This is a genomic window from Thalassobacillus devorans MSP14, assembly GCF_000496835.1.
GTDB lineage: Bacteria > Bacillota > Bacilli > Bacillales > Halobacillaceae > Thalassobacillus > Thalassobacillus devorans_B.
In genome coordinates this window covers 20,643-40,335 of the sequence record NZ_KI543239.1, presented here as the reverse complement: position 1 = coordinate 40,335, position 19,693 = coordinate 20,643, and the positions used below count along the sequence as shown (strand labels likewise).

Annotated in this window: 15 protein-coding genes; 10 read left to right on the top strand and 5 right to left on the bottom strand. The window is 42.9% G+C overall.

The features are described from left to right. The first annotated feature begins 7 nt into the window (after positions 1-7). The 3 genes from thrB to P855_RS0119135 all read left to right on the top strand — a co-directional run bounded on the left by thrB (position 8) and on the right by P855_RS0119135 (position 3,152). On the top strand, positions 8-922 hold the full coding sequence (gene thrB / locus P855_RS0119145; protein ID WP_235062688.1) for a homoserine kinase: 915 nt from the start codon (positions 8-10) through the stop codon (positions 920-922). 127 nt (positions 923-1,049) lie between these two features. Continuing rightward, the gene (locus tag P855_RS0119140; RefSeq protein ID WP_028785053.1) at positions 1,050-1,532 is read left to right on the top strand and encodes a glutathione peroxidase; all 483 of its coding nucleotides are present in this window, start codon (positions 1,050-1,052) and stop codon (positions 1,530-1,532) included. Positions 1,533-1,670: 138 nt separating this feature from the next. Beyond that, entirely contained in the window at positions 1,671-3,152 is a 1,482-nt protein-coding gene (locus tag P855_RS0119135) for a flavin monoamine oxidase family protein (RefSeq protein ID WP_235062687.1), read from the top strand. An 11-nt stretch (positions 3,153-3,163) separates the two neighbouring features. Here P855_RS0119135 and uvsE read toward each other — a convergent pair whose 3' ends face one another. Next, the gene (gene uvsE, locus P855_RS0119130) at positions 3,164-4,120 is read right to left on the bottom strand and encodes a UV DNA damage repair endonuclease UvsE (protein ID WP_028785051.1); all 957 of its coding nucleotides are present in this window, start codon (positions 4,118-4,120) and stop codon (positions 3,164-3,166) included. Positions 4,121-4,369: 249 nt separating this feature from the next. On the opposite strand from uvsE, the gene P855_RS0119125 reads away from it, so the two are divergent. The 6 genes from P855_RS0119125 to P855_RS21390 all read left to right on the top strand — a co-directional run bounded on the left by P855_RS0119125 (position 4,370) and on the right by P855_RS21390 (position 12,877). Then, positions 4,370-5,749, top strand: coding sequence for an LVIVD repeat-containing protein (locus tag P855_RS0119125; protein ID WP_028785050.1), 1,380 nt, complete (start codon positions 4,370-4,372; stop codon positions 5,747-5,749). A gap of 158 nt (positions 5,750-5,907) precedes the next feature. Next, complete coding sequence (locus tag P855_RS0119120; protein ID WP_028785049.1) at positions 5,908-7,287, top strand: Glu/Leu/Phe/Val family dehydrogenase; 1,380 nt, start codon at positions 5,908-5,910, stop codon at positions 7,285-7,287. Between the two features lie 354 nt (positions 7,288-7,641). Continuing rightward, positions 7,642-9,291, top strand: a complete 1,650-nt coding sequence (locus tag P855_RS0119115; protein ID WP_235062686.1) for an SLC13 family permease — start codon at positions 7,642-7,644, stop codon at positions 9,289-9,291. Positions 9,292-9,384: 93 nt separating this feature from the next. Next, complete coding sequence (locus tag P855_RS0119110) at positions 9,385-10,776, top strand: tetratricopeptide repeat protein (RefSeq protein WP_028785047.1); 1,392 nt, start codon at positions 9,385-9,387, stop codon at positions 10,774-10,776. A 142-nt stretch (positions 10,777-10,918) separates the two neighbouring features. Continuing rightward, positions 10,919-11,839, top strand: coding sequence for a c-type cytochrome (locus P855_RS21395; protein WP_037986635.1), 921 nt, complete (start codon positions 10,919-10,921; stop codon positions 11,837-11,839). A 144-nt stretch (positions 11,840-11,983) separates the two neighbouring features. Next, positions 11,984-12,877: a c-type cytochrome gene (locus tag P855_RS21390; protein WP_051353335.1), complete on the top strand. Its 894-nt coding sequence runs from the start codon at positions 11,984-11,986 to the stop codon at positions 12,875-12,877. A gap of 111 nt (positions 12,878-12,988) precedes the next feature. Here the strand turns inward: P855_RS21390 and P855_RS22320 are convergent, their stop codons facing one another. Then, positions 12,989-13,126, bottom strand: coding sequence for a hypothetical protein (locus P855_RS22320; protein WP_161628837.1), 138 nt, complete (start codon positions 13,124-13,126; stop codon positions 12,989-12,991). After that, positions 13,123-14,391 carry a tetratricopeptide repeat protein gene (locus P855_RS0119090; RefSeq protein ID WP_028785046.1) on the bottom strand — a complete coding sequence of 423 codons (1,269 nt, stop codon included), beginning with the start codon at positions 14,389-14,391 and terminating at the stop codon, positions 13,123-13,125. The genes P855_RS22320 and P855_RS0119090 overlap by 4 nt, the downstream gene beginning before the upstream one ends. Before the next feature lie 277 nt (positions 14,392-14,668). Here P855_RS0119090 and P855_RS0119085 point away from each other — a divergent pair, with 277 nt between their 5' ends. Further along, positions 14,669-15,877 carry a S8 family peptidase gene (locus P855_RS0119085; RefSeq protein ID WP_028785045.1) on the top strand — a complete coding sequence of 403 codons (1,209 nt, stop codon included), beginning with the start codon at positions 14,669-14,671 and terminating at the stop codon, positions 15,875-15,877. A 246-nt stretch (positions 15,878-16,123) separates the two neighbouring features. Here the strand turns inward: P855_RS0119085 and ggt are convergent, their stop codons facing one another. After that, the gene (ggt, locus tag P855_RS0119080) at positions 16,124-17,878 is read right to left on the bottom strand and encodes a gamma-glutamyltransferase (protein WP_152526281.1); all 1,755 of its coding nucleotides are present in this window, start codon (positions 17,876-17,878) and stop codon (positions 16,124-16,126) included. A 167-nt stretch (positions 17,879-18,045) separates the two neighbouring features. Next, positions 18,046-19,494, bottom strand: a complete 1,449-nt coding sequence (locus tag P855_RS0119075) for an alanine/glycine:cation symporter family protein (RefSeq protein ID WP_028785043.1) — start codon at positions 19,492-19,494, stop codon at positions 18,046-18,048. Positions 19,495-19,693 lie beyond the last annotated feature (199 nt).

The following is a 19,693-nucleotide window of genomic DNA, read 5'->3' as shown; positions in this document are numbered from 1 at the left end:
GGGCGGGATGTTCTCGATAAGAGTCCCTGCAAGTACTGCCAATTTAGGACCCGGATTTGATTCTATCGGGCTTGCTGTCAATCGTTATTTAACATTATATGTGATCCCGAATGACCAATGGTTGTTTGAGGCCAAGTCCGAAAACTTAGCCGGTCTTCCTACCGGAAAGGAAAACCTGATTTACCAAGTGGCAGCGGCTGTCGCTGAGGCGCATGGAGAGACTTCTCTTCCTCCTGTGGCTGTCCAATTGACCAGCGACTTCCCGATGTCTAAAGGTTTCGGCAGCAGTGCTGCTGCTATTGTGGCTGGAATAGAGCTGGCTGATCAACTGTTGGAACTTGAACTCTCTTTAAAGGAAAAAGCACGGCATGCCAGCCTTTATGAAGGTCATCCTGATAACGTAGCAGCTTCCCTGTACGGAGGTCTGGTTATCGGCTGCCACCAGGAAAATGATACTCATATTGTTTTAGGCGGGCATCCGGACGTCGATATTGTTGCTGTCATTCCGGATTATGAGATGAAAACAGATGATTCACGAGGGCTTTTGCCAGAAAGTTTCCCCTATCATCAAGCAGTCGAAGCAAGCAGTATCAGCAATGTCCTGACAGCTGCCCTATTGCAGAATGATTGGGAACTGGCCGGAAAAATGATGACCGAAGACCTTTTCCATCAACCCTACCGTGTCCAGGCGATAACAGAATGGAAAAAGATTATGCAATTGAAAGAATCATTGCCTATCTATGGGGTTGCTATCAGCGGTGCAGGTCCGATTCTGCTATGCTTTACCCCTCCCCGAAAAGGAAAGTCAGTGATGCGCAGGTTAGCTCCTCACTTTCCTGATGGAGCTGTTGAACTCCTACAGCCAGCGGGAAGAGGAGTTACCGTCACTCTTGACAACCATACCTGTTCTGCAGCTAAATAAAATTAAAAATGTCAGCCAGCGTTTGTCTCTGAGGGAGGCTTACGCTGGCTTTTCTTGTTTAGGAAGCATTATCTTTTGACTTGTCTGATGCTTACTGCTAGCTTTTGATTTAAAGGGAGGCGGTTTAATGAGTAATGTCCATGATTTTTCCGCAAAGACAATCACCGGAGAAGATAAGAAGTTAGCCGATTATGAGGGGAAGGTATTGCTTATTGTCAACACCGCAAGTAAATGCGGGTTCACTCCTCAGTATGAAGGCTTGGAGGAGTTATATGATGCTTATAAAGACCAGGGCTTTGAAGTATTAGGATTTCCAAGCAACCAGTTTATGAATCAGGAACCAGGCACCGAACAGGATATCCAAGAATTTTGTAAAGTAAATTATGGCGTAAGCTTTCCAATGTTCAGTAAAGTGGATGTAAAAGGCAAAGATGCCCATCCGTTATTTCAACATCTGGTAAAAGAAGCACCTGGTATGATTTCGGACCAGGTCAAATGGAATTTCACTAAATTTCTGGTCAACCAGAACGGAACGGTCATCAATCGGTATGCTCCTAAGACGAAACCCGAAAGTATCGAAGAAGAAATTCAAAAATTATTGAACAGATAGTAAACTGTTGGACGAGTAACCCTTACTCGTCCTTATTACGTTAAGCCACTGCAATGACCTGAATCTCCGGTCAGACTTCCTTCCCCACATATTCCAGATGAGGGAAGCATATGTATAAGACCGGGGAGGTGTCATTATTTGAATTATAATAACGTGTTCCATACATATGATGAGTTTACTTATCCGCAAGATATGCTGACTATTTTAAGAAAAGGACTTACCCCTGCTTCTCAGCCTAAAAAAATATTGATAGCAGGAGCAGGACTGGCCGGTTTGACTGCGGCATCATTATTAAAACAAGCCGGGCATGACGTCACTATTCTAGAAGCAAACAACCGCATCGGTGGAAGAGTTTTTACCATACGACAACCTTTTCATCAAGGGAACTACCTGGAACTGGGAGCCATGCGTATACCTGATAGCCATGTCCTGGTGTTCGAATATATACGCCGATTCGGACTGCCCGTAAATAAATTCATCAATACGACCCCGAGGGATATTCTATTTGCCAATGGGATTATGACCACCCGTGAGAGGTATGAACAAAACCCTGACATTTTAAACTACCCAGTAGAGGATTGGGAAAAGGGGAAAACAGCAACAGAACTATTTCTATCTGCTGTGGAACCTTTCATTGAATTATATAACCTCAGCACTCCAGAGCAGCAGGAACAGTTAAAACAAAAATTCGCACGTTATTCGATGGGTGATTTCCTGAAGAACAACCCGATCGGGCAATCGATGTCTGCCAATGCCATTAGAAAAATCAGTGTCCTGTTAGGGATAGAAGGTTTTCCGGAATTCGCTTTTATCGATATTTTGACAGATATCATCTTCCCTATCTTCAATGAAGAGACCAGCTTTTATCAAATAACCGGCGGAAATGACAAGCTTCCTCTGGCCTTTTTACCACAGCTTAGTGGAAACATTATTTGCAATCAGCAAGTAACAAAAATCATTCAACGTGCAGACGGGATTGATTTTGTAACAAAGGACCGAGTGACAGGGCAACAAAGAAAATATCGCGGGGACTTCGCTATTACTTCGCTTCCATTCACAGTATTTCAATACATTGACGTTGAGCCTTATGATTCCATCTCTTTTGAAAAATGGTCAGCTATCAAAGAATTGACCAATGTACCGGCCGTAAAAATAGGCATTGAATTCAAGAGCCGGTTTTGGGAAAAAGACCAGCTTGGCAACGTCATTTCTGATAGTCCCACACGGTTCACCTATATTCCCAGTAATAATATCGGCGGCACCGGCCCAGCCGTTATGCTGGCCAGCTATAGCTGGGGGAATAATGCAATGTTATGGAACAGTCAGCCGAAAGAGGAACACATACGTCTTACTTTGGAAAACCTGGCGAAAATATATGGCAATCAAGTATATACAGAATTCATCCAGGGAGTAACGTTCAACTGGAGTCAGAACCCTTTTTCAGGAGGGTGCTTTACGTTGTATACCCCTAATCAGGAAATGAATTATGGCAAAATCATCCCTTTGCCTGAACAAAGGCTCCATTTTGCAGGAGAACATACCTCATCCTTCCATGGATGGATGGAAGGTGCTGTTGAATCTGGGATCCGCACCGCATTCGAGGTGAACAATCGGGAATAAGTTAACCGTTCTCAAAGTTCAAGAGTCGCTCCGCCTACTCGTTTTACACCACGTTGAGAGGCCATGTCTTCCACTAATTGCAATAATGCGCGATCTTTTGCTTTTGCTTCGACCATAAAATCAACCGATTGATCAATCTCCTTCAATTTATCAATCAATGGCTGTAAAAAATCTAAACTTACATAATCAGCATGACTGCGGAATGCTTTTTCTGACTTTGGTGAAGAGACATGGAGTTTAGGCTGGTGCACCCTATCTTCCCATGTATCCATAAATCGCGGAAGAATGTCATCCATGCTTTCCTCCTCTTCCCGGTTCGCAACGTAATGGTGATAATCGAACATCATCGGTATTCGTTCTTCTTCACAAATAGCCAACGTTTCACTCGCTGTATAAGTTTTGTCATCATTTTCTAACGTCATTTGTTTTTTGATATTATCCGAAAGCTGGCGTAGGTTCTCATGGAACCTCTGGACAGCTTCTATTTTATTGCCATAAGCACCGCCTACATGGATGTTGATGAGCAGCTCTTCTTCGAGTCCCATTGCTTCGGCGATCGCATAATGATATTCCATGTCCCTGACTGCGTTCCTGGTCACATGAGGTTTATCACTTGTAAACAGGGTGAACTGGTTCGGATGAAAGCTTGTCCGAATTTCATACTTCTTCACAAATTCCCCTATTTCCTGGTAAAGATCAGTGAATGGGGATATGTAATCCCATGGTACGTCTTCATGTGTAGCCAGTGGAACGATGGAAGAAGAAAAGCGGTATAGTTTAATTTCATGAGCAACATTATAGTGTAGTGCGCGCAAAGTGTGATGCAGGTTTTTTCTCGTTATTTCATGTAGCTTGTCAACTCGCTCCTTCTCCTCCAGCTGCTTCCACCGGGTAAATGTCATTGTCTTTTGCGGAGAAGCATCCCATAAATTCAATGCGTGGGCGACATAACCAAATCGAATCATCACATTCCTCACCTATTCTTATATTTTGATGCTTGCTACGTTCAGTTTTCCACTTTAACCCCCGGCTAAACACCTCCCCTGTATACTGACTACTCTCTATTTAATAATGTTAGGAACATCTGCTTATTTATGCAGGATAATTTTACTGAAAATTCATAATTTATTGTTAATTATAACCAGCTAAGCTATACTGAATCTGGAAAAGTCCTCCAACCCGGGAATGGAGATAAAAACAATTGGGAGGTTTCCATTTTGAAAAAGAAAAGATTATTAAATATAACATTAGCTGGTGCACTCACCTTTTCTTTGGTTCCAGCCACTGCCCTCGCACATGATGAATTAGGCGGCAGCGGTGAAAAAGGTGAAAATCTGGCTGGTGAAGAATTATCAGTACCTTTATTAGAAGGCACTAAAAATATGGATCACTGGAAAGAAGTAGCGGCTGTAGAATTGCAGGAAGTAAAAGAAGGTGTGTCCAATACTACCGCTGATGTCTATAGCCACAAAGGGTATGCTTACCTTGGCACCCACGCAGCCAATGGCGGCGAAGGCGGTGTCCGTGTATTCGATATGAAGGACCCTGCCAACCCCAAAGAAGTTTCTTCCTTCGCTCACCACGAGGGAACCTGGCAGGAGAAAGTGATCGTAAAATCCGTCAATACACCAAGTTTCAAAGGTGACCTGGCTGCTGTAAGTGTACAGAAGCTGGACAGATCATCTGATGCGACAGGGGGATTTTTATTATACGATGTCACCAACCCTGAGAATCCAGTGAAACTGGGCTTTTGGGAAGATACCTCGGGTTCACGGGGCACACATGAATTATACCTGTTTGTTCAAGACGGAAAACCTTACGTGCTGACAGCAAATAACTATGCGGATTATTATTCCCACGGAGAAAAGATGGACGTACACCTGGTTGATGTCAGCAACCCATCCGCTCCTGAGTCTATCTATCAATTCAATCCCAGGGATTACATCGATGAGGTTAGTGATGAGAACTATGATGGATATAATTGGACAGACGAAGACGGGGTCAAGAGAGCCTCCTTCGCTCATAGTGTCATGACTGATAATAATGGTGATACTGCTTACCTTTCCTATTGGGATCTGGGGACCATAATCCTTGATATTCGAAATCCGGAAAGCCCTGTTTATTTAGGACGGACCGACTTTGCACCGAACGTTCAGGGAGCAGCTCACTCTTCCACCCTCGCTAAAGGCGGGAATATTCTTATTGAAACCAGGGAAGTATTCGGGCCAGTCCGTGATGGCTTCGAGTCCGCTTACGGGTATACCATGATTTATGATATCAATGATAAAACAAACCCGAAGCTTCTAAGCTCATTTAAAACAGACTTTACGGAAACTATTCCAGGGGGCGCGACGGTTCATGACCCGAAAGTGAGAGGAAATACCCTTTACTTGTCCCACTACTCTGGAGGTGTACGTGCAGTTGATATTACCGACCCTGCAAATCCTGTGGAGGTAGGAGCTTACATTCCGAGCCACTCTAACATTTGGGGTGTTTATGTAGATCGCAATTATGTGCTTGCTTCTGATATGGGACAGGGCCTTAAGGTATTACAAAAAAATCCAACCAGCGAGGACGCACCTATTGAAACCGAATAACTCATAAAAGACGGCCTTAGGGCCGTTTTTTAATGGGATCTTATATCAATATCCCCTCCAACCGTTACGCAAATGTAACTTTATGATTACTAATATGTAATAAAGGGGAAGGAATAAATATAGCATGTATATATTCTTTCTGCAGGAGGGTATCTTTTATGGAAAAGAAAACAGAAGACATTATTGAATCATCTTTGAACGCCTTAGCAGAAGACGACTCGTTTTTACCGGACCTGCGGGATGAGTCAAGACAGCAGGCGTTCAAGTCATTAGTCTCCATCCTTTCAACCCCCAATCATGTCAACAAATCCTTTCTGAGGATTGCTTTAGAAAATGGCACAGTAGTCCGTGTCCCCGCTTTTCGGGTCCAGCATAATAAAACGTTAGGCCCTTATAAAGGCGGCATCCGATTCCATGAATCTGTCAATGAAGATGAAGTTTCTAACCTGGCCAAATTGATGACTTTAAAAAACGCGCTTCACGAGGTGCCATTTGGAGGAGCCAAAGGCGGGGTCATCATCAATCCCAGAGAATATACAGACAAGGAACTGAACTTGATTTGTAAAAAATATGTCCAGTATTTCAGTGATATTTTAGGAACAGAAAAAGATATCCCTGCTCCCGATGTAGGCACTGGCGCAAGGGAGATGGATTGGATGATGGCTGAGTATAAAACGATTCATCCAGGTCAGCCCTACCGGGGGAGTTTCACGGGGAAAAGTGTGATTAATGGTGGCTCTCTTGGCAGAAGAGCTGCTACTGGAAAAGGGGTATATTTTACGTTTCGTTATATGATGCATAACTTTATCAAAGAGAATCACCCATGGATGAAAGATAGTGATAACAGATTTGCCAGAACTGCCATGGAGCACTATGACCGTCCATTGTCTATCGCGATTCAAGGGTTTGGAAATGTTGGATCAGTGGCAGCGCTTCAGGCATATCAATGCAATTATCTGCAAAATAAAGTGGTTGCTGTCAGTGATCGTAATGTCACCTTATATAACTCAGAGGGTCTCGATATCCCGGCTCTCATCAAATATGGTAAAAAACATAAAGGCGACCTGCCAGTCGATGACGAAACGTTAGCAGAACATGAAATTAAGGCAACAGTTCTTAACAGGGACGATTTATTAGAAATAGAAGTCGATGCCTTATTCCTGGCTGCCCTGGAAGACCAAGTCCACACTGGAAATATGGAAAATATAAAAGCCCGCTTGATTGTGGAAGGCGCTAATGCTCCAGTAACGGAAGACGCCGATCAATATTTGAGTGATCGAGGTGTGCTTATTGTGCCTGATATTCTGGCTAACGCAGGCGGCGTAATTGTTTCATATTTTGAATGGATGCAAGGAAGAGAAACACAGTTTGATACGGAAGATCAGATCTATGATAAATTATATGATAAAATGCAGGAAACATTAGATACCATTTTACCGCAATTCTTCAAAGATCCTTTTCCATTGCGGCAAAACTGCTATATCCACTCTGTAACAAAGCTCTCGACTGTGTTATATCGCCAGGGAAAGCTTTATTGACCAAAAGCCCAAACGCTTTGCTGGTATGGGTGTTCGACTAAATACTAAATAAATCCCCAAAGGGGACAGGTGCTGTCGGTTGATACAGCCCGTTCAGAAGTATTTTATATGAACCCAGCCGAAATAAAAGCAGGCCGTCAATGCCGACTCGACGGCCTGCTTTTCTATGTGCTAAAAGTTTTATAATTTGAGGAAATAACCAATGATCACCCGATATAATTTTACTATTTTATAGAAGCGAATTATTCGATTACACATAAAATTGTCGAAATTTTATGTGTAATCGAATAATAAGTTATTAAATTATGTTATGGTGGTAAATACCAATGATACTGCTTTAAAGGAGGTACAAAAATGAACTTGATGAGTGGCGCTTCCACTATATGGAAACGGATGTGGAATATGCACCATGAAGCGAAAGACCTGCTCCGTTTTTCTGTAAGCGGAAACACGAAGTGGGACACAGAATCAGCAGAAAGTACCCGTCACAAAAAAGAAGATGATCAACCGCCTTCAGGCTTCGATGCCAGGCAAAAAATCGGCTTGTGGCTGGGGCCGCTCTTATTTTTACTGACATTATTATTTGTAAACCCAGAATCACTTTCTCAAGAGGGAGTGGCTATCTTAGCCTCCACCCTTTGGATTGCTGCCTGGTGGATCACCGAAGCCATACCTATTCCTGCAACATCCCTATTGCCGATTGTTTTATTCCCATTGACTGGCGGACTGGATATAGACGCGACAGCTTCCTCTTATGGTTCAGACACAATCTTCCTGTTTATGGGTGGGTTTATCATTGCATTGGCCATGCAGCGCTGGAACTTACATAAACGGATAGCGCTGTGGATCATTTCTGTGATAGGAACCAGCACAGAAAAAATCATTTTAGGATTTATGGTAGCTACCGGTGCTTTATCGATGTGGATTTCTAATACCGCCACAGCTATGATGATGGTGCCAATCGGACTTGCGATCATTTATCAGGTATCAGATTTATTGAAGGATGATGATTCCATTGATACCAGCCCGGAAAATTTCAATTTCGGAAAGGCCTTGATGCTTGGGATTGCCTATTCCGCTTCCATCGGTGGTCTTGGAACATTAATCGGTACTCCCCCGAACACCATCTTTGCCGGTATTGTCTCAGAGTTATATGGAGTCGAAATATCTTTTGCCCGCTGGATGCTTTTCGGTGTGCCGATTTCCGCCGTATTTTTAATTATCGCCTGGTTTTATTTAGTTAAAGTCGCTTATAAAATGAAGTTGGATCAGCTTCCCGGCGGTCAAAAAGTCATCCGTGATGAACAGACTGCTCTGGGTAAAATGGTTTCTGAAGAAAAGGCAGTTATGACGGTATTCACCCTGGCTGCTCTCGCCTGGATCACCCGCTCATTTTTATTAAGTGAATTCATCCCTGGCATCAATGACGCCATTATAGCTATCTCGGCTTCCTTGATTCTCTTTGTGATCCCATCGAAGCGTTACCGCGGAGAAGCCTTGATCGACTGGGATACGGCTAAACAATTGCCTTGGGGCATCCTGTTACTGTTCGGCGGCGGTCTTGCTATTGCTGCCGGTTTCAAAGAGTCAGGTTTAGCCGAATGGTTCGGGGAACAGTTGACAGTACTTGCAAATGTGAATTTCTTCATAATTTTGCTTGCCGTCATTGGCCTTGTCATCTTCTTAACCGAAATTACGTCTAATACTGCTACAGGAACCATGATGTTCCCAATTATGGCCTCTCTTGCAGCAGCAATCAATGTTCACCCGTACAGCTTGATGATCGGGGCAGGCCTTGCAGCATCCTGTGCTTTTATGCTGCCAGTCGCCACCCCACCAAACGCCGTTGTATTTGGCTCGGGATATCTAAGAATTCCGGATATGGCCAAAGCCGGTTTCTTTCTTAATATAGTAGCGATATTTATCATTGCGCTCTTTATTTATTTCGTGATGCCGCTTGTGTGGGGCATCGATTTAACCAGCTTTCCGGAACAATTCAAATAATCGTGATTAGAGAGAACCCATCCAGGGTTCTCTTTTTAACGTGAAAATCATTGCCATATTTGTTATAGTCAAGGTAAATCTAGGAGGGATACCATGGAACCGATCACCCTTTCATTAAAAACCAATAATAGCTCTGTACCACTAAAAGCAGAACAGCTGGCTGTGTATATTCAAAGCAAAGTTTTAAAAGCTACTGACCCGGAACATAATATCTATTATCTCCTTTTTTATAAAAACCGGTTTCTTAATGTAGTGAAAGACGAAGGTCTAAGCCCTGACAGCCACGTCAACAAGGCTTTTGAAAAAGGTATTCTTATTGCTCCCCACCACCCTCTCATACGTGCGTTAATTCCCCCGGAAAAGCATATAAAAAGACAAAGTTTCCAACAGCTATTCAAATCGCTAAAAAAAACGTATACTCCCCAGGAACTTGCCCTGATTGCTACGTACTTCGATTCCTTTATCGAGAAAGATAAACTTTTCAGCTATATTCAATCGCTATATTATCAGCATAGACGAGACGGAAAAATGTTTGCCGGTCACCGCATCATCCAGCTGCTTTCCGAACAGATGCCTGAAAATGAATGGGTACGAAAAGTAAAGCATGAAGTAGCAGCTAATCCCTACCGAAACCTTTACGATACCTGTGATGAAACCTTACGCGTTAAGGACCCCTTGTTCTATGAAAAAATTTTATTTTCTCAACATAGCGAAAGCGATGTCTTTCATGAACTTTTCGCCTTACTAGAATCACAAGGCCGATGGATAGACCAAATCGCTCTCTCAACTAATCATCTAATCTCTTCGCCAAACAAAGAGGTCTATACTGCTTTCAAACAGCAGTGTGAATCACATTTCCATAATTCGGGAATACGTTCCTCATTAGAGTATCTATACGCACAAATTCCAGAGTTCAAACCCTTATTGCAAGACATGCTTTCTCTATACTTACAATCAGATAGTATTGAAAAAGTTATGGCACTTCTTCACAAACATTCATTAGTACTTTCAGCAAATCAAGAAAATAAAATGATGCACCTTTTAGAGAATTACAGCCCAATAAACCAGTCCAATATCAATCATTTAAATAAATTTATGCTGCCACTATTCCACACACATCCTGAGCGTGCTAATAACATCCTTTACGAATGTATTGAAATTTTGATGATTGACACAGGAATAAACGGGGTTATCGAATGGTTAAAACCATTGGAAGGTACCCCAGAAGCACGTCCCGCCATTCAAAAAGCGAAACAAATCAAATCCCTGACCAATGATTTAGACAATCAAGACCAGCTGGGCGAATTATATTACCATTTCCGCTATTTGGACGGAGCCTTAGAATGCTTCAGCTGGGAAATGGAATTGAAGGAAAATGATCCTACACCAATAAAATGGTTAGCTAAAATATATAGTGAAAAAGGGATGACAGAAGAAGCGAAAGCCTACCAGCAGCTATACATCAGTATGACCGCGGATGTATAACATACATCCGCATTTAATTATCAGATAAGGCGAAATATTATGAAGATTATGTGTAGAAATCTCATTTCCTATATATTACCTCCAAAAATTTATTACAATTATGTCAACACTACCTTAACAACCAGAGACCAGGAGGTTAAAAATGGTGAAAAACAAATGGTTTTTATGGATGCTGCTATTACTCATAGCTACTATTACAGCATGTTCCAACAATGAAATTGTCACAAAAGAATTTCCCTACGAACGAACACCAGAAGAACCAAAGTATGACCCTCCTTCCACGGACGATTTAGATCCCGATGACCCAATGACTGAATATATTAAGCTTGGGGAAAAAGTCTTTAACGAAACGAACACCGTGTTATCCGAGGAAGTGGGCAATGAGCTCTCCTGCGCCAGCTGCCATGCTGATGGCGGGCTTGGAAAAGGCTCCTCTATGGTCGGAGTAGCTACACAGTTCCCACAATACCGCCCTCGCGAAGGGGTAATGTTCACGTTATCCGACCGCATCAACGGGTGTATGGTTCGTAGTATGGATGGGGAAAAACTTGATCGCAGGAGTGATGAATTGCGTGGTATGGTTGCCTACCTTACTTACATATCAGAAGGCATTGATTACGACGCAGACCTCCCATGGCGGATGCAGAATAATATGGAAAAAATTCCAGAGCCTGATATAGCAAGGGGTGAGGAACTCTATTCCGAGAAGAATTGCATGTCCTGTCATGCTCAGGATGGATCAGGGACAGGAGCAACTTCAGGACCAGCTTTATGGGGGAAAAATTCATTCAATGATGGCGCCGGTATGACACGCTTATCAAAAATGTCAGGTTATTTAAAACGGAATATGCCACCTGGCGATGGAAAGAATTTGACCGATCAGGAAGCTGCTGACCTTGCCGCTTACATCCTCTCCCATGAGAGACCTATTTGGGAAGGACATGAAAATGACTGGCCAAAAGGCGGTCGCCCTACGGATATTATTACACAGGATCGACGCGAACAAATCCGAAAAGGTGAATTTGATTGGACTGAAATTGAAAATGTAGTCCCAGCGGATTAAAAAGAAGAAGAAACTCCAATGACATGTTGGAGTTCTTCTCCATAACGACTTTTTTGTCTGGTAATAATGACATGTTTTTTAATCAATATCACTGACATCATTCCAATTGTATTCAACAATATGAGAAAGTTAGGAGGCAGTTGCATGTGGAAGAACAAATGGCTGATATTTGCTTTGTTTTTAATAATCGCAGCATTTGCAGCCTGCTCAAGTGAAGAGTCCCAGTTCGATACCCCGCAAAATTATGAAAATAAATTAGCAGAACTGGATCCGGATGACCCTGCAACCAAAGAAATCATGTATGGACAAAAACTAATGTACAATACCAACACCATGCTTGCGGATGAAGTCGGAAACGAACTTTCCTGTACAAGCTGCCATGCGAATGGTGGTGTATCCAATACGAATTCCTTTATCGGAGTAGCATCTCAGTTTCCTGTTTATCGTCCTCGTTCTGACACCATTTTCACTTTAGAAGATCGTGTCAATGGCTGTATGCAGCGAAGCATGAACGGAGTGCCATTAGAACATGATAGCCGCGAAATGCGTGCGATGGTTGCTTACATGACTTACCTGTCAAAAGGAGCAGCACAGGGAGAAAAATTAGAAAAAATGCAAAAACCTAATATGGACAAAGTTCCAGAACCTGACGTCGCCCGCGGCGAAGAATTGTACGAAACAAAAGGCTGTATCACTTGTCACGGTGCAGATGGTGCAGGAAGAACCGCTAATGCAGGACCGCCACTTTGGGGAGATGGCTCTTTCAATGACGGGGCTGGCATGGGACGTCTCAGTAAAGCTGCTGGTTATATCCAGACAAATATGCCTAAAGGCGATGAAAATACATTAACCGATCAGGAAGCAGCAGACTTAGCTGCCTATGTTCTCTCCCATGACCGTCCGATCTGGGAAGATCATGAAAATGACTGGCCAAAAGGAGGGCGTCCACCTGATATCATAACGCAAGAACGCCGTGAAAAAATTCGCGCCGGCACATTTGACTGGTCTACTATCGAAAATGTGGTACCTAAAGATTGACACACAATAACCCTGGCAAATAGGCCAGGGTTTTCGTATGTATACCTATCAGAATTTGTCAGGAAGAGGCTTGCCTTAACCAGGCATAGAACCCCTCCTGACAACTAAGTATCAATACTCTGGATGATCTTCATCAGAGAAGTTCGGGTTTACAGAGGCATGCTCAGTATCCTCTACCCCAGGCAAACCATAAACTGCTGCTGTACTGACAAACAATAATAACAAAATTTTCATTAATCCTGTTTTCAACTGATTTCACCTCCTTGATTTAATATCAATTTATAATAATGATTCGCTTTCTTATAATGAAAATTATCTTCATAGTACAATGCTGCTTTCTGGGCATATACCTTCACACTTTTTTTGTTATTGATTTTCATAAAATACGGAAGAGCTGTGTCTTTGATATATTCGTAATAAGCAGCATCTTCACCTAGCAATTCAAGTCTTTTCAATTTGATTTGTATCATGATGTCGTTCTCCTCTGGCTTTCCCATTTCACTCACCTGATCAATCCAATCTAAAGCCGCTTCCACATCTCCTAGCTTTTGATGCACATGGATGATTCGAAGCACTGTGCTGAAGTAGCTGTCACGATAAACTTCTTTCAAATTCAGCGCCTTTTGGTAGTAACTAAGCGCTGTCTTTAAATCGTCTTTTTCCTCATATAAGAAACCCAGGTTATGATAGGTTTTCCCTGGAAGTTTAGGGTCATTGATCGACTGGCTGATTCTCAGTATATCCTTGAAAACCTGCTCCGCATTGGCATACCTTTTTATCCGCAAAAAATTTATCCCCAAAATAACCTGGCAATCAAGCCCCCGATGGATATTCATGCTTTGATCAAAAAAACGTTTCGCTGACTGACTATAATAGATGGCCAGTGAGGAATTGCTGATATGGCTATATGTCAATGCCAGATGGTAAAGCAGTTCGGCCTCTTGAACGGACTGCTCAGTGGCGGTTTCTTCTGCTTTATGAAGCTTACAGAGTCCTTCTGTGTATTCTTTATTCAGACAGTCAATCAAACCAGAGAAGTAAAGGTAATAAAACTTTTGATAGGAATCAAATTTATTTAATGTTTTGGCCAGATCATGTTTAATCTTTTCAGCAATTTTCCTATCTTTTTTATAGACAAAGTAACGAATCGATAACAGTCTAAACCAAATGTTCAGGTCAGGGTAACGGCTCAGTGGCAGCTCTTCTAACTTGTGATAGATAGCTTCGATCGCCTGCTTATTCTTACTTGTGATCGAACTGTACCACTGCTCCATGTCAGCTAAGGTTTCTGATACCAGGGAGGTCTGGGAGTTATAATCTATTGCTAATTTTTCAAGGAGGAGAGAAATAGTTTCTTGATTTGGTTCATGGATCCGCTGATTTTCCAATTTACTTAAATACGGAACGGAACATATCCCGTGTGAAAGCTGAGTCTGGGTCATCCGTTTTCTTATCCGCTCCAGATAAATAAGCTTGCCATAATCGATTTTTCGATATTTATCTGTTAATTGCACGCTACCCCTCCGATTCTCCTTTTAATGAGAAACTTGTCTAATTTACTATTATTTCAATTTTACCGTATCCATCACCAGAAAGAATCAGAAGGTAGACTTATGTTTATGAGCATAAATGCCCAGTAATTTATTTTAAACTTCTAAATATTGCGAAAATATAGCAAAAAAATAGCTAATCAGAGCCTTCAAAGTACGAATTTTTCTCAACAAAATTCGGCAGGATTCTATCATCCCACTCCTGAATCTGTATAGTAACCCAAACAAAGGAGGAAATAGAATGAAATTTAAGAAGGTTGCTAGTTTGTCTTTATCAATAGCACTGTCCCTTGTCGTTTTGCCTGCCGCAGGAGAAGCAGCTCCCCAGGCTGATTTGTCAGAATCGGATGCCTCACCGATTAAACAGGTAGAAAAAAGCACTGCTGACTACGTAAAAGGAGAGGTCATCGTCAAATTCAAAGACAATGTGAAGAAATCAGAGAAAAGTAAGGTCCTACAGAATATGAATGCAAAAATAAAGCCGGATGTGGATGCCGTTGAATCCGAATTTGATGTATTAGAGGTTGGAAATGTAGAAGCTGTAGCAAAAGCATTAAGCAATAATCCTAATGTTGAATACGCGGAGCCTAACTACAAGTTCAATGTAAGCTGGACGCCAAATGACTATTACTATAGTGGTTACCAGTACGGACCGCAAAATACTTATACCGAACAGGCATGGAACATAACCCGGGGAAGCAGCAGCCAGGAAATTGCTGTCGTTGATTCTGGTGTGGACTATACCCACCCTGATTTAGATGGAAAAACAATTCGCGGATATGACTTTGTTGATAACGATTATTACCCAATGGATGAGAATGACCATGGGACCCACGTAGCAGGAACAGCCGCTGCAGAGACCAATAATTCAACCGGTGTCGCTGGTATGGCTCCATATACTAAAATTCTTGCCGTTCGTGCCCTTGATGCTAATGGAAGCGGATCACTGGCTAATATTGCCGATGCAATCCGCTACTCCGCCGAACAGGGGGCAGAGGTAATCAACCTTTCACTTGGCTGTAATTGCGATACTGCTACATTGGAAAATGCGGTGGATTACGCCTGGAACAGTGGTTCTGTCATTATTGCAGCTGCTGGTAACGATGGAGTATCCACTACTTTCGAGCCAGCTTCTTACGCTAATGTCATCGCAGTAGGCGCTGTCGATCAATATGACCGTAAAGCTTCTTTCTCCAACTATGGAACATGGGTGGATGTAACAGCTCCCGGTGTAGATATCGCTTCCACCGTTCCAGGCGGCTATGCGTACATGTCTGGTACTTCGATGGCTTCCCCGCACGTGGCCGGTCTTGCCGGACTACTTGCAGCGCAGGGTAAGAATAACTGGCAAATCCGTCAGGACATCGAACAATCTGCCGATGCTATCAGTGGAACCGGCTATTACTTTGAACATGGCCGCATTGATTCATATGGAGCTGCAAGCAGATAACCAAATAAACAAGCCTCCTTCTCAAAAAGGGGCTTGTTTTATTAAAAAAAAGGAATGAACACGTTTTAGCAGAACGCCATATATTTCTAGTAAATTCTCGGAATTGTCTAGTTAATGCCCTGGTTTGTCCAGTAAGGGATGACAGTTGTGGAGTATTCACGTACTTTTTCTAGTAACTCGCAAGCAACTGTGCCCGCTTCCTCCCATAAAGACGAGGACAACCATTTGGCTGTCCTCTTTGCACTCCTATTTTCCAGCAGTTCGATCGAGACCGATAGCTGTCCCTTCCCTTGTAGAGTCAGCCGCTCCAATGAAGCTGCCGTCCTCCAGAATTCTTATCGCCTGGACATTACCAAGGTCTCGTGAGGTGCCCCGCCATTCATGGCCCCACTCTTCCATAGCTTCTCTTGTTCTTGCAGGTATTCCTTCCTCCCAAAGAATATCTCGATAAGAGGAGCTGTAAATCCTTGGTTCTTCAATTGCATCTTTCAGACCCATATCATAATCAATGACATTGATGATTGTTTGCATTACCGAAGTAATAATCGTTGGTCCGCCTGGTGAACCTACCGTCATGAATGGTTCGCCATCTTTAAATACGATTGTCGGACTCATACTGCTCATTGGCCGTTTATTTGGCTGTACCTGATTAGGACCACCTGGTACAGCATCAAAGTCAGTCAATTCATTGTTCAACATAAATCCATATTCCGGCACCATAATACCTGTGCCGAATACCTGTTCAATCGTAGTTGTGTAGGATACAAGGTTACCCCACTTATCTGCTACTGTGAAATGAGTGGTTTCTCCAATTTCACGGTCGTCCGGCTGCTCAGCTGCTCCTTGGGGGCTTCCTTCCTGATAGGCCCAAGGGTTGCCTGGTTCTACGTCTTCATTCGCTTCCCAACGTTCAATCAACGATCTTCTTTCAACGAGATATTCCTCATTGAGCATTCCTTCCATCGGTACATCGACAAACTGGGTATCTCCGATATAGGTGTTCCGATCTGCATACGCCAGGTGCATAGCTTCCGCGAGCAGGTGGTATTTTTCCGGTGATTTTACATCGTAACTGGAAAGGTCGAATCCTTCAAGCATTTTTAACATCTGTAATATTGTCAATCCGCCTGAACTTGGCGGTGACATGGAAGCTATTTCATAACCTCTGTATGTGCCTGTTACTGGTTCATCTATAGATATTTCATAATTCTCCAGGTCCCCGCTCGTCATACTGCCGCCAAAATCCTGGACGGTGTCAGCCAGGGCCTGTCCAATTTCTCCTCCATAAAAAGCATCCAGACCATCTTTACGAATTTGCTTGAAAGTATGTGCCAGATCTCTTTGGACTAAAAGATCGCCTTCCTGAAGCGGTTCCCCTCCAGGCATGAATACATCTGCAGCTGCACTTCTCGCCAATTTATCCTGATTATCAGCGATAGCATCGGCAAGCACACTATTCACTTCTACCCCGCTATGAGCCAGCTTGATCGCAGGATTAATCAATTGGTTGAATGGTTTTGTACCCCATTTATCATGGGCGGTCATCAGTCCTTTCAGTGTTCCAGGGACTCCAACAGCATCACCGCTGATATGTCGTTTGGAAAAAGGAATAACGTTGCCATCTTCATCCAGAAACATATCAGGAGTTGCACCCGCTGGGGCACGTTCACGGCTGTCAATAATGGATACATCATCGGCTTTTGCATCATATACCATCATGAAACCACCGCCGCCAATACCAGACATCATCGGTTCAGCTACGTTAAGGGCAAATTGGATGGCAATAGCAGCATCCATAGCTGTTCCACCTTTTTTCAGGACATCTGCACCAATCTTAGAAGCAGCAGGATGAGCTGTTGCCACCATTCCTTCTTCCCCGTAAGCTACCTTACCACCGCTTAGATCCGGCGCTTTGGCAAGCAAACTGGAAGGAAAGGCCATCGATAACACCAGGGCCAGCATGACAAACACAGACAAAAAACGTGCCATTTTCTTATTCATTCAGTTTCCTCCTTTCTAGACTATCTTTTATTTTACTGAAAATTCTGAACTTAAAACAACCACGTTAAGACCTATTTAGGTAGTGCTTGCGTCCCAAAAACCTGCAAAATAGCTATAATTTCCACAAAAAATGAGAAGTCCTGTGCCAGGACTTCTCATTTATCCACTTATTTTTCTTTATAGGTATTCTCTTTACGTTCCCAGGCTTCCAGGTTTTTCACTCCAGGAATGCTGTTTTTATAAAAAACGGGAACGCGTCCTAATTTACGCTGCCTCTGATAATCATCAAGCGCAGCAACTGCTATTTTTGTCAATAAGGCAATAGCGATCAAGTTGACTAACGCCATGGAGCCCATGAACAGATCAGCTAACCCCCAAATAATCTCGATCTCACTCATGGAGCCAACCATTACCATGATTAGAAATGCAATTCGGAAAACCTGTACATACATTTTATTTTCAGAAATGAATTGCAAGTTCGTTTCCCCATAATAGTAGTTTCCAAGCAGAGAACTGAATGCGAAAAAGAAAATAGTAAGGGCTACTAAAGCATCAGCCCAGGGCCCAAGGTGGGTGCTCAAGGCAAGCTGTGTCAATTGAATACCGTCCATTTCCCCAACTGTATGAACGTCTGCTAACAGGATGATAAATGCTGTAGAACTGCAAATGATCAATGTATCCGTAAACACACCAAGCGTCTGAACAAGTCCTTGTTCAACTGGGTGCTTGACATAGGAGGTAGCAGCCGCGTTAGGCGCACTACCCATACCGGCTTCATTCGAGAACAGACCGCGCTGAATCCCATTCATCAGTGCTGCACCGATTCCGCCTCCTGCAATTTCCTTAATGCCCAAAGCGTTGCTTACAATTAGAGAAATAATTCCCGGCAATTGATCGATATTGATTACCATAATTATAAATGCGATGATGATATAGGCAACGGCGAAAATAGGCACAATCACTTCCGCTACCACCGCGATACGCCGTACACCTCCATAAATAACGACACCGATCATTGCTGCTATGATTGCCCCGATAATCAATGGATGGATTTCATAAGCTCCTGTAAATGCCATTGCAATCGTATTGGCTTGCACGGCGTTAAATATAAGACCGAAACAAAGCGTGATCAGGATAGCAAACAAGACTCCCATCCAGCGTTTACCTAATGCTCTTTCCATATAATACGCGGGACCACCGCGGAACCCATCTTTATCTTTCACTTTGTACATCTGGGCAAGCGTACTTTCCACAAACCCTGTCGCTGCTCCAACCAATGCAATCATCCACATCCAGAAGACAGCTCCAGGGCCACCTACGGAAATGGCGATCGCCACACCCGCCAGGTTTCCTGTACCAACACGGGCGGCTGTGCTGATTGCAAATGCCTGGAAAGGGGTCGTACCCTTTTTTTCTTTGAAACCAGTATGGTCTGTCCCCTTGATTAAAAGCAATACCATTTCTTTTATCAAACGGAACTGGACAAACTTGGTTTTAACGGTGAACCAGACGCCTAATGCAAGTAGTAAACCTATCAATATATAAGTCCACAAAAGTGTATTACCTGCATTGACAAGATCACCGAGCCATGTATCCATGGTCAGCCATTTTTCCATCAAATCGCTCCTTTTAAGATTTTTGAAAAATTTCACGCAATATTCATAATAACAAAAAAGAAAATATAAATGAAACGATTACATAAATGTTCTATGCTCCCTCCTTAATGGTTTATTTTTACCCTTCCATAATTTCACTTAACCCTTTTTTTTACATCCATTCAATTATAAGCACGATGTTTGCTATTTGAGTGTGCAG

Bases quoted from the DNA above. Each gene is read 5' to 3' on its own strand.
- thrB (WP_235062688.1), top strand. From the start codon at position 8: ATGTTCTCGATAAGAGTCCCTGCAAGTACTGCCAATTTAGGACCCGGA.
- P855_RS0119140 (WP_028785053.1), top strand. From the start codon at position 1,050: ATGAGTAATGTCCATGATTTTTCCGCAAAGACAATCACCGGAGAAGAT.
- P855_RS0119120 (WP_028785049.1), top strand. From the start codon at position 5,908: ATGGAAAAGAAAACAGAAGACATTATTGAATCATCTTTGAACGCCTTA.
- P855_RS0119115 (WP_235062686.1), top strand. From the start codon at position 7,642: ATGAACTTGATGAGTGGCGCTTCCACTATATGGAAACGGATGTGGAAT.
- P855_RS0119110 (WP_028785047.1), top strand. From the start codon at position 9,385: ATGGAACCGATCACCCTTTCATTAAAAACCAATAATAGCTCTGTACCA.
- P855_RS21395 (WP_037986635.1), top strand. From the start codon at position 10,919: ATGGTGAAAAACAAATGGTTTTTATGGATGCTGCTATTACTCATAGCT.
- P855_RS21390 (WP_051353335.1), top strand. From the start codon at position 11,984: ATGTGGAAGAACAAATGGCTGATATTTGCTTTGTTTTTAATAATCGCA.
- P855_RS0119085 (WP_028785045.1), top strand. From the start codon at position 14,669: ATGAAATTTAAGAAGGTTGCTAGTTTGTCTTTATCAATAGCACTGTCC.
- ggt (WP_152526281.1), bottom strand. From the start codon at position 17,878: ATGAATAAGAAAATGGCACGTTTTTTGTCTGTGTTTGTCATGCTGGCC.
- P855_RS0119075 (WP_028785043.1), bottom strand. From the start codon at position 19,494: ATGGAAAAATGGCTGACCATGGATACATGGCTCGGTGATCTTGTCAAT.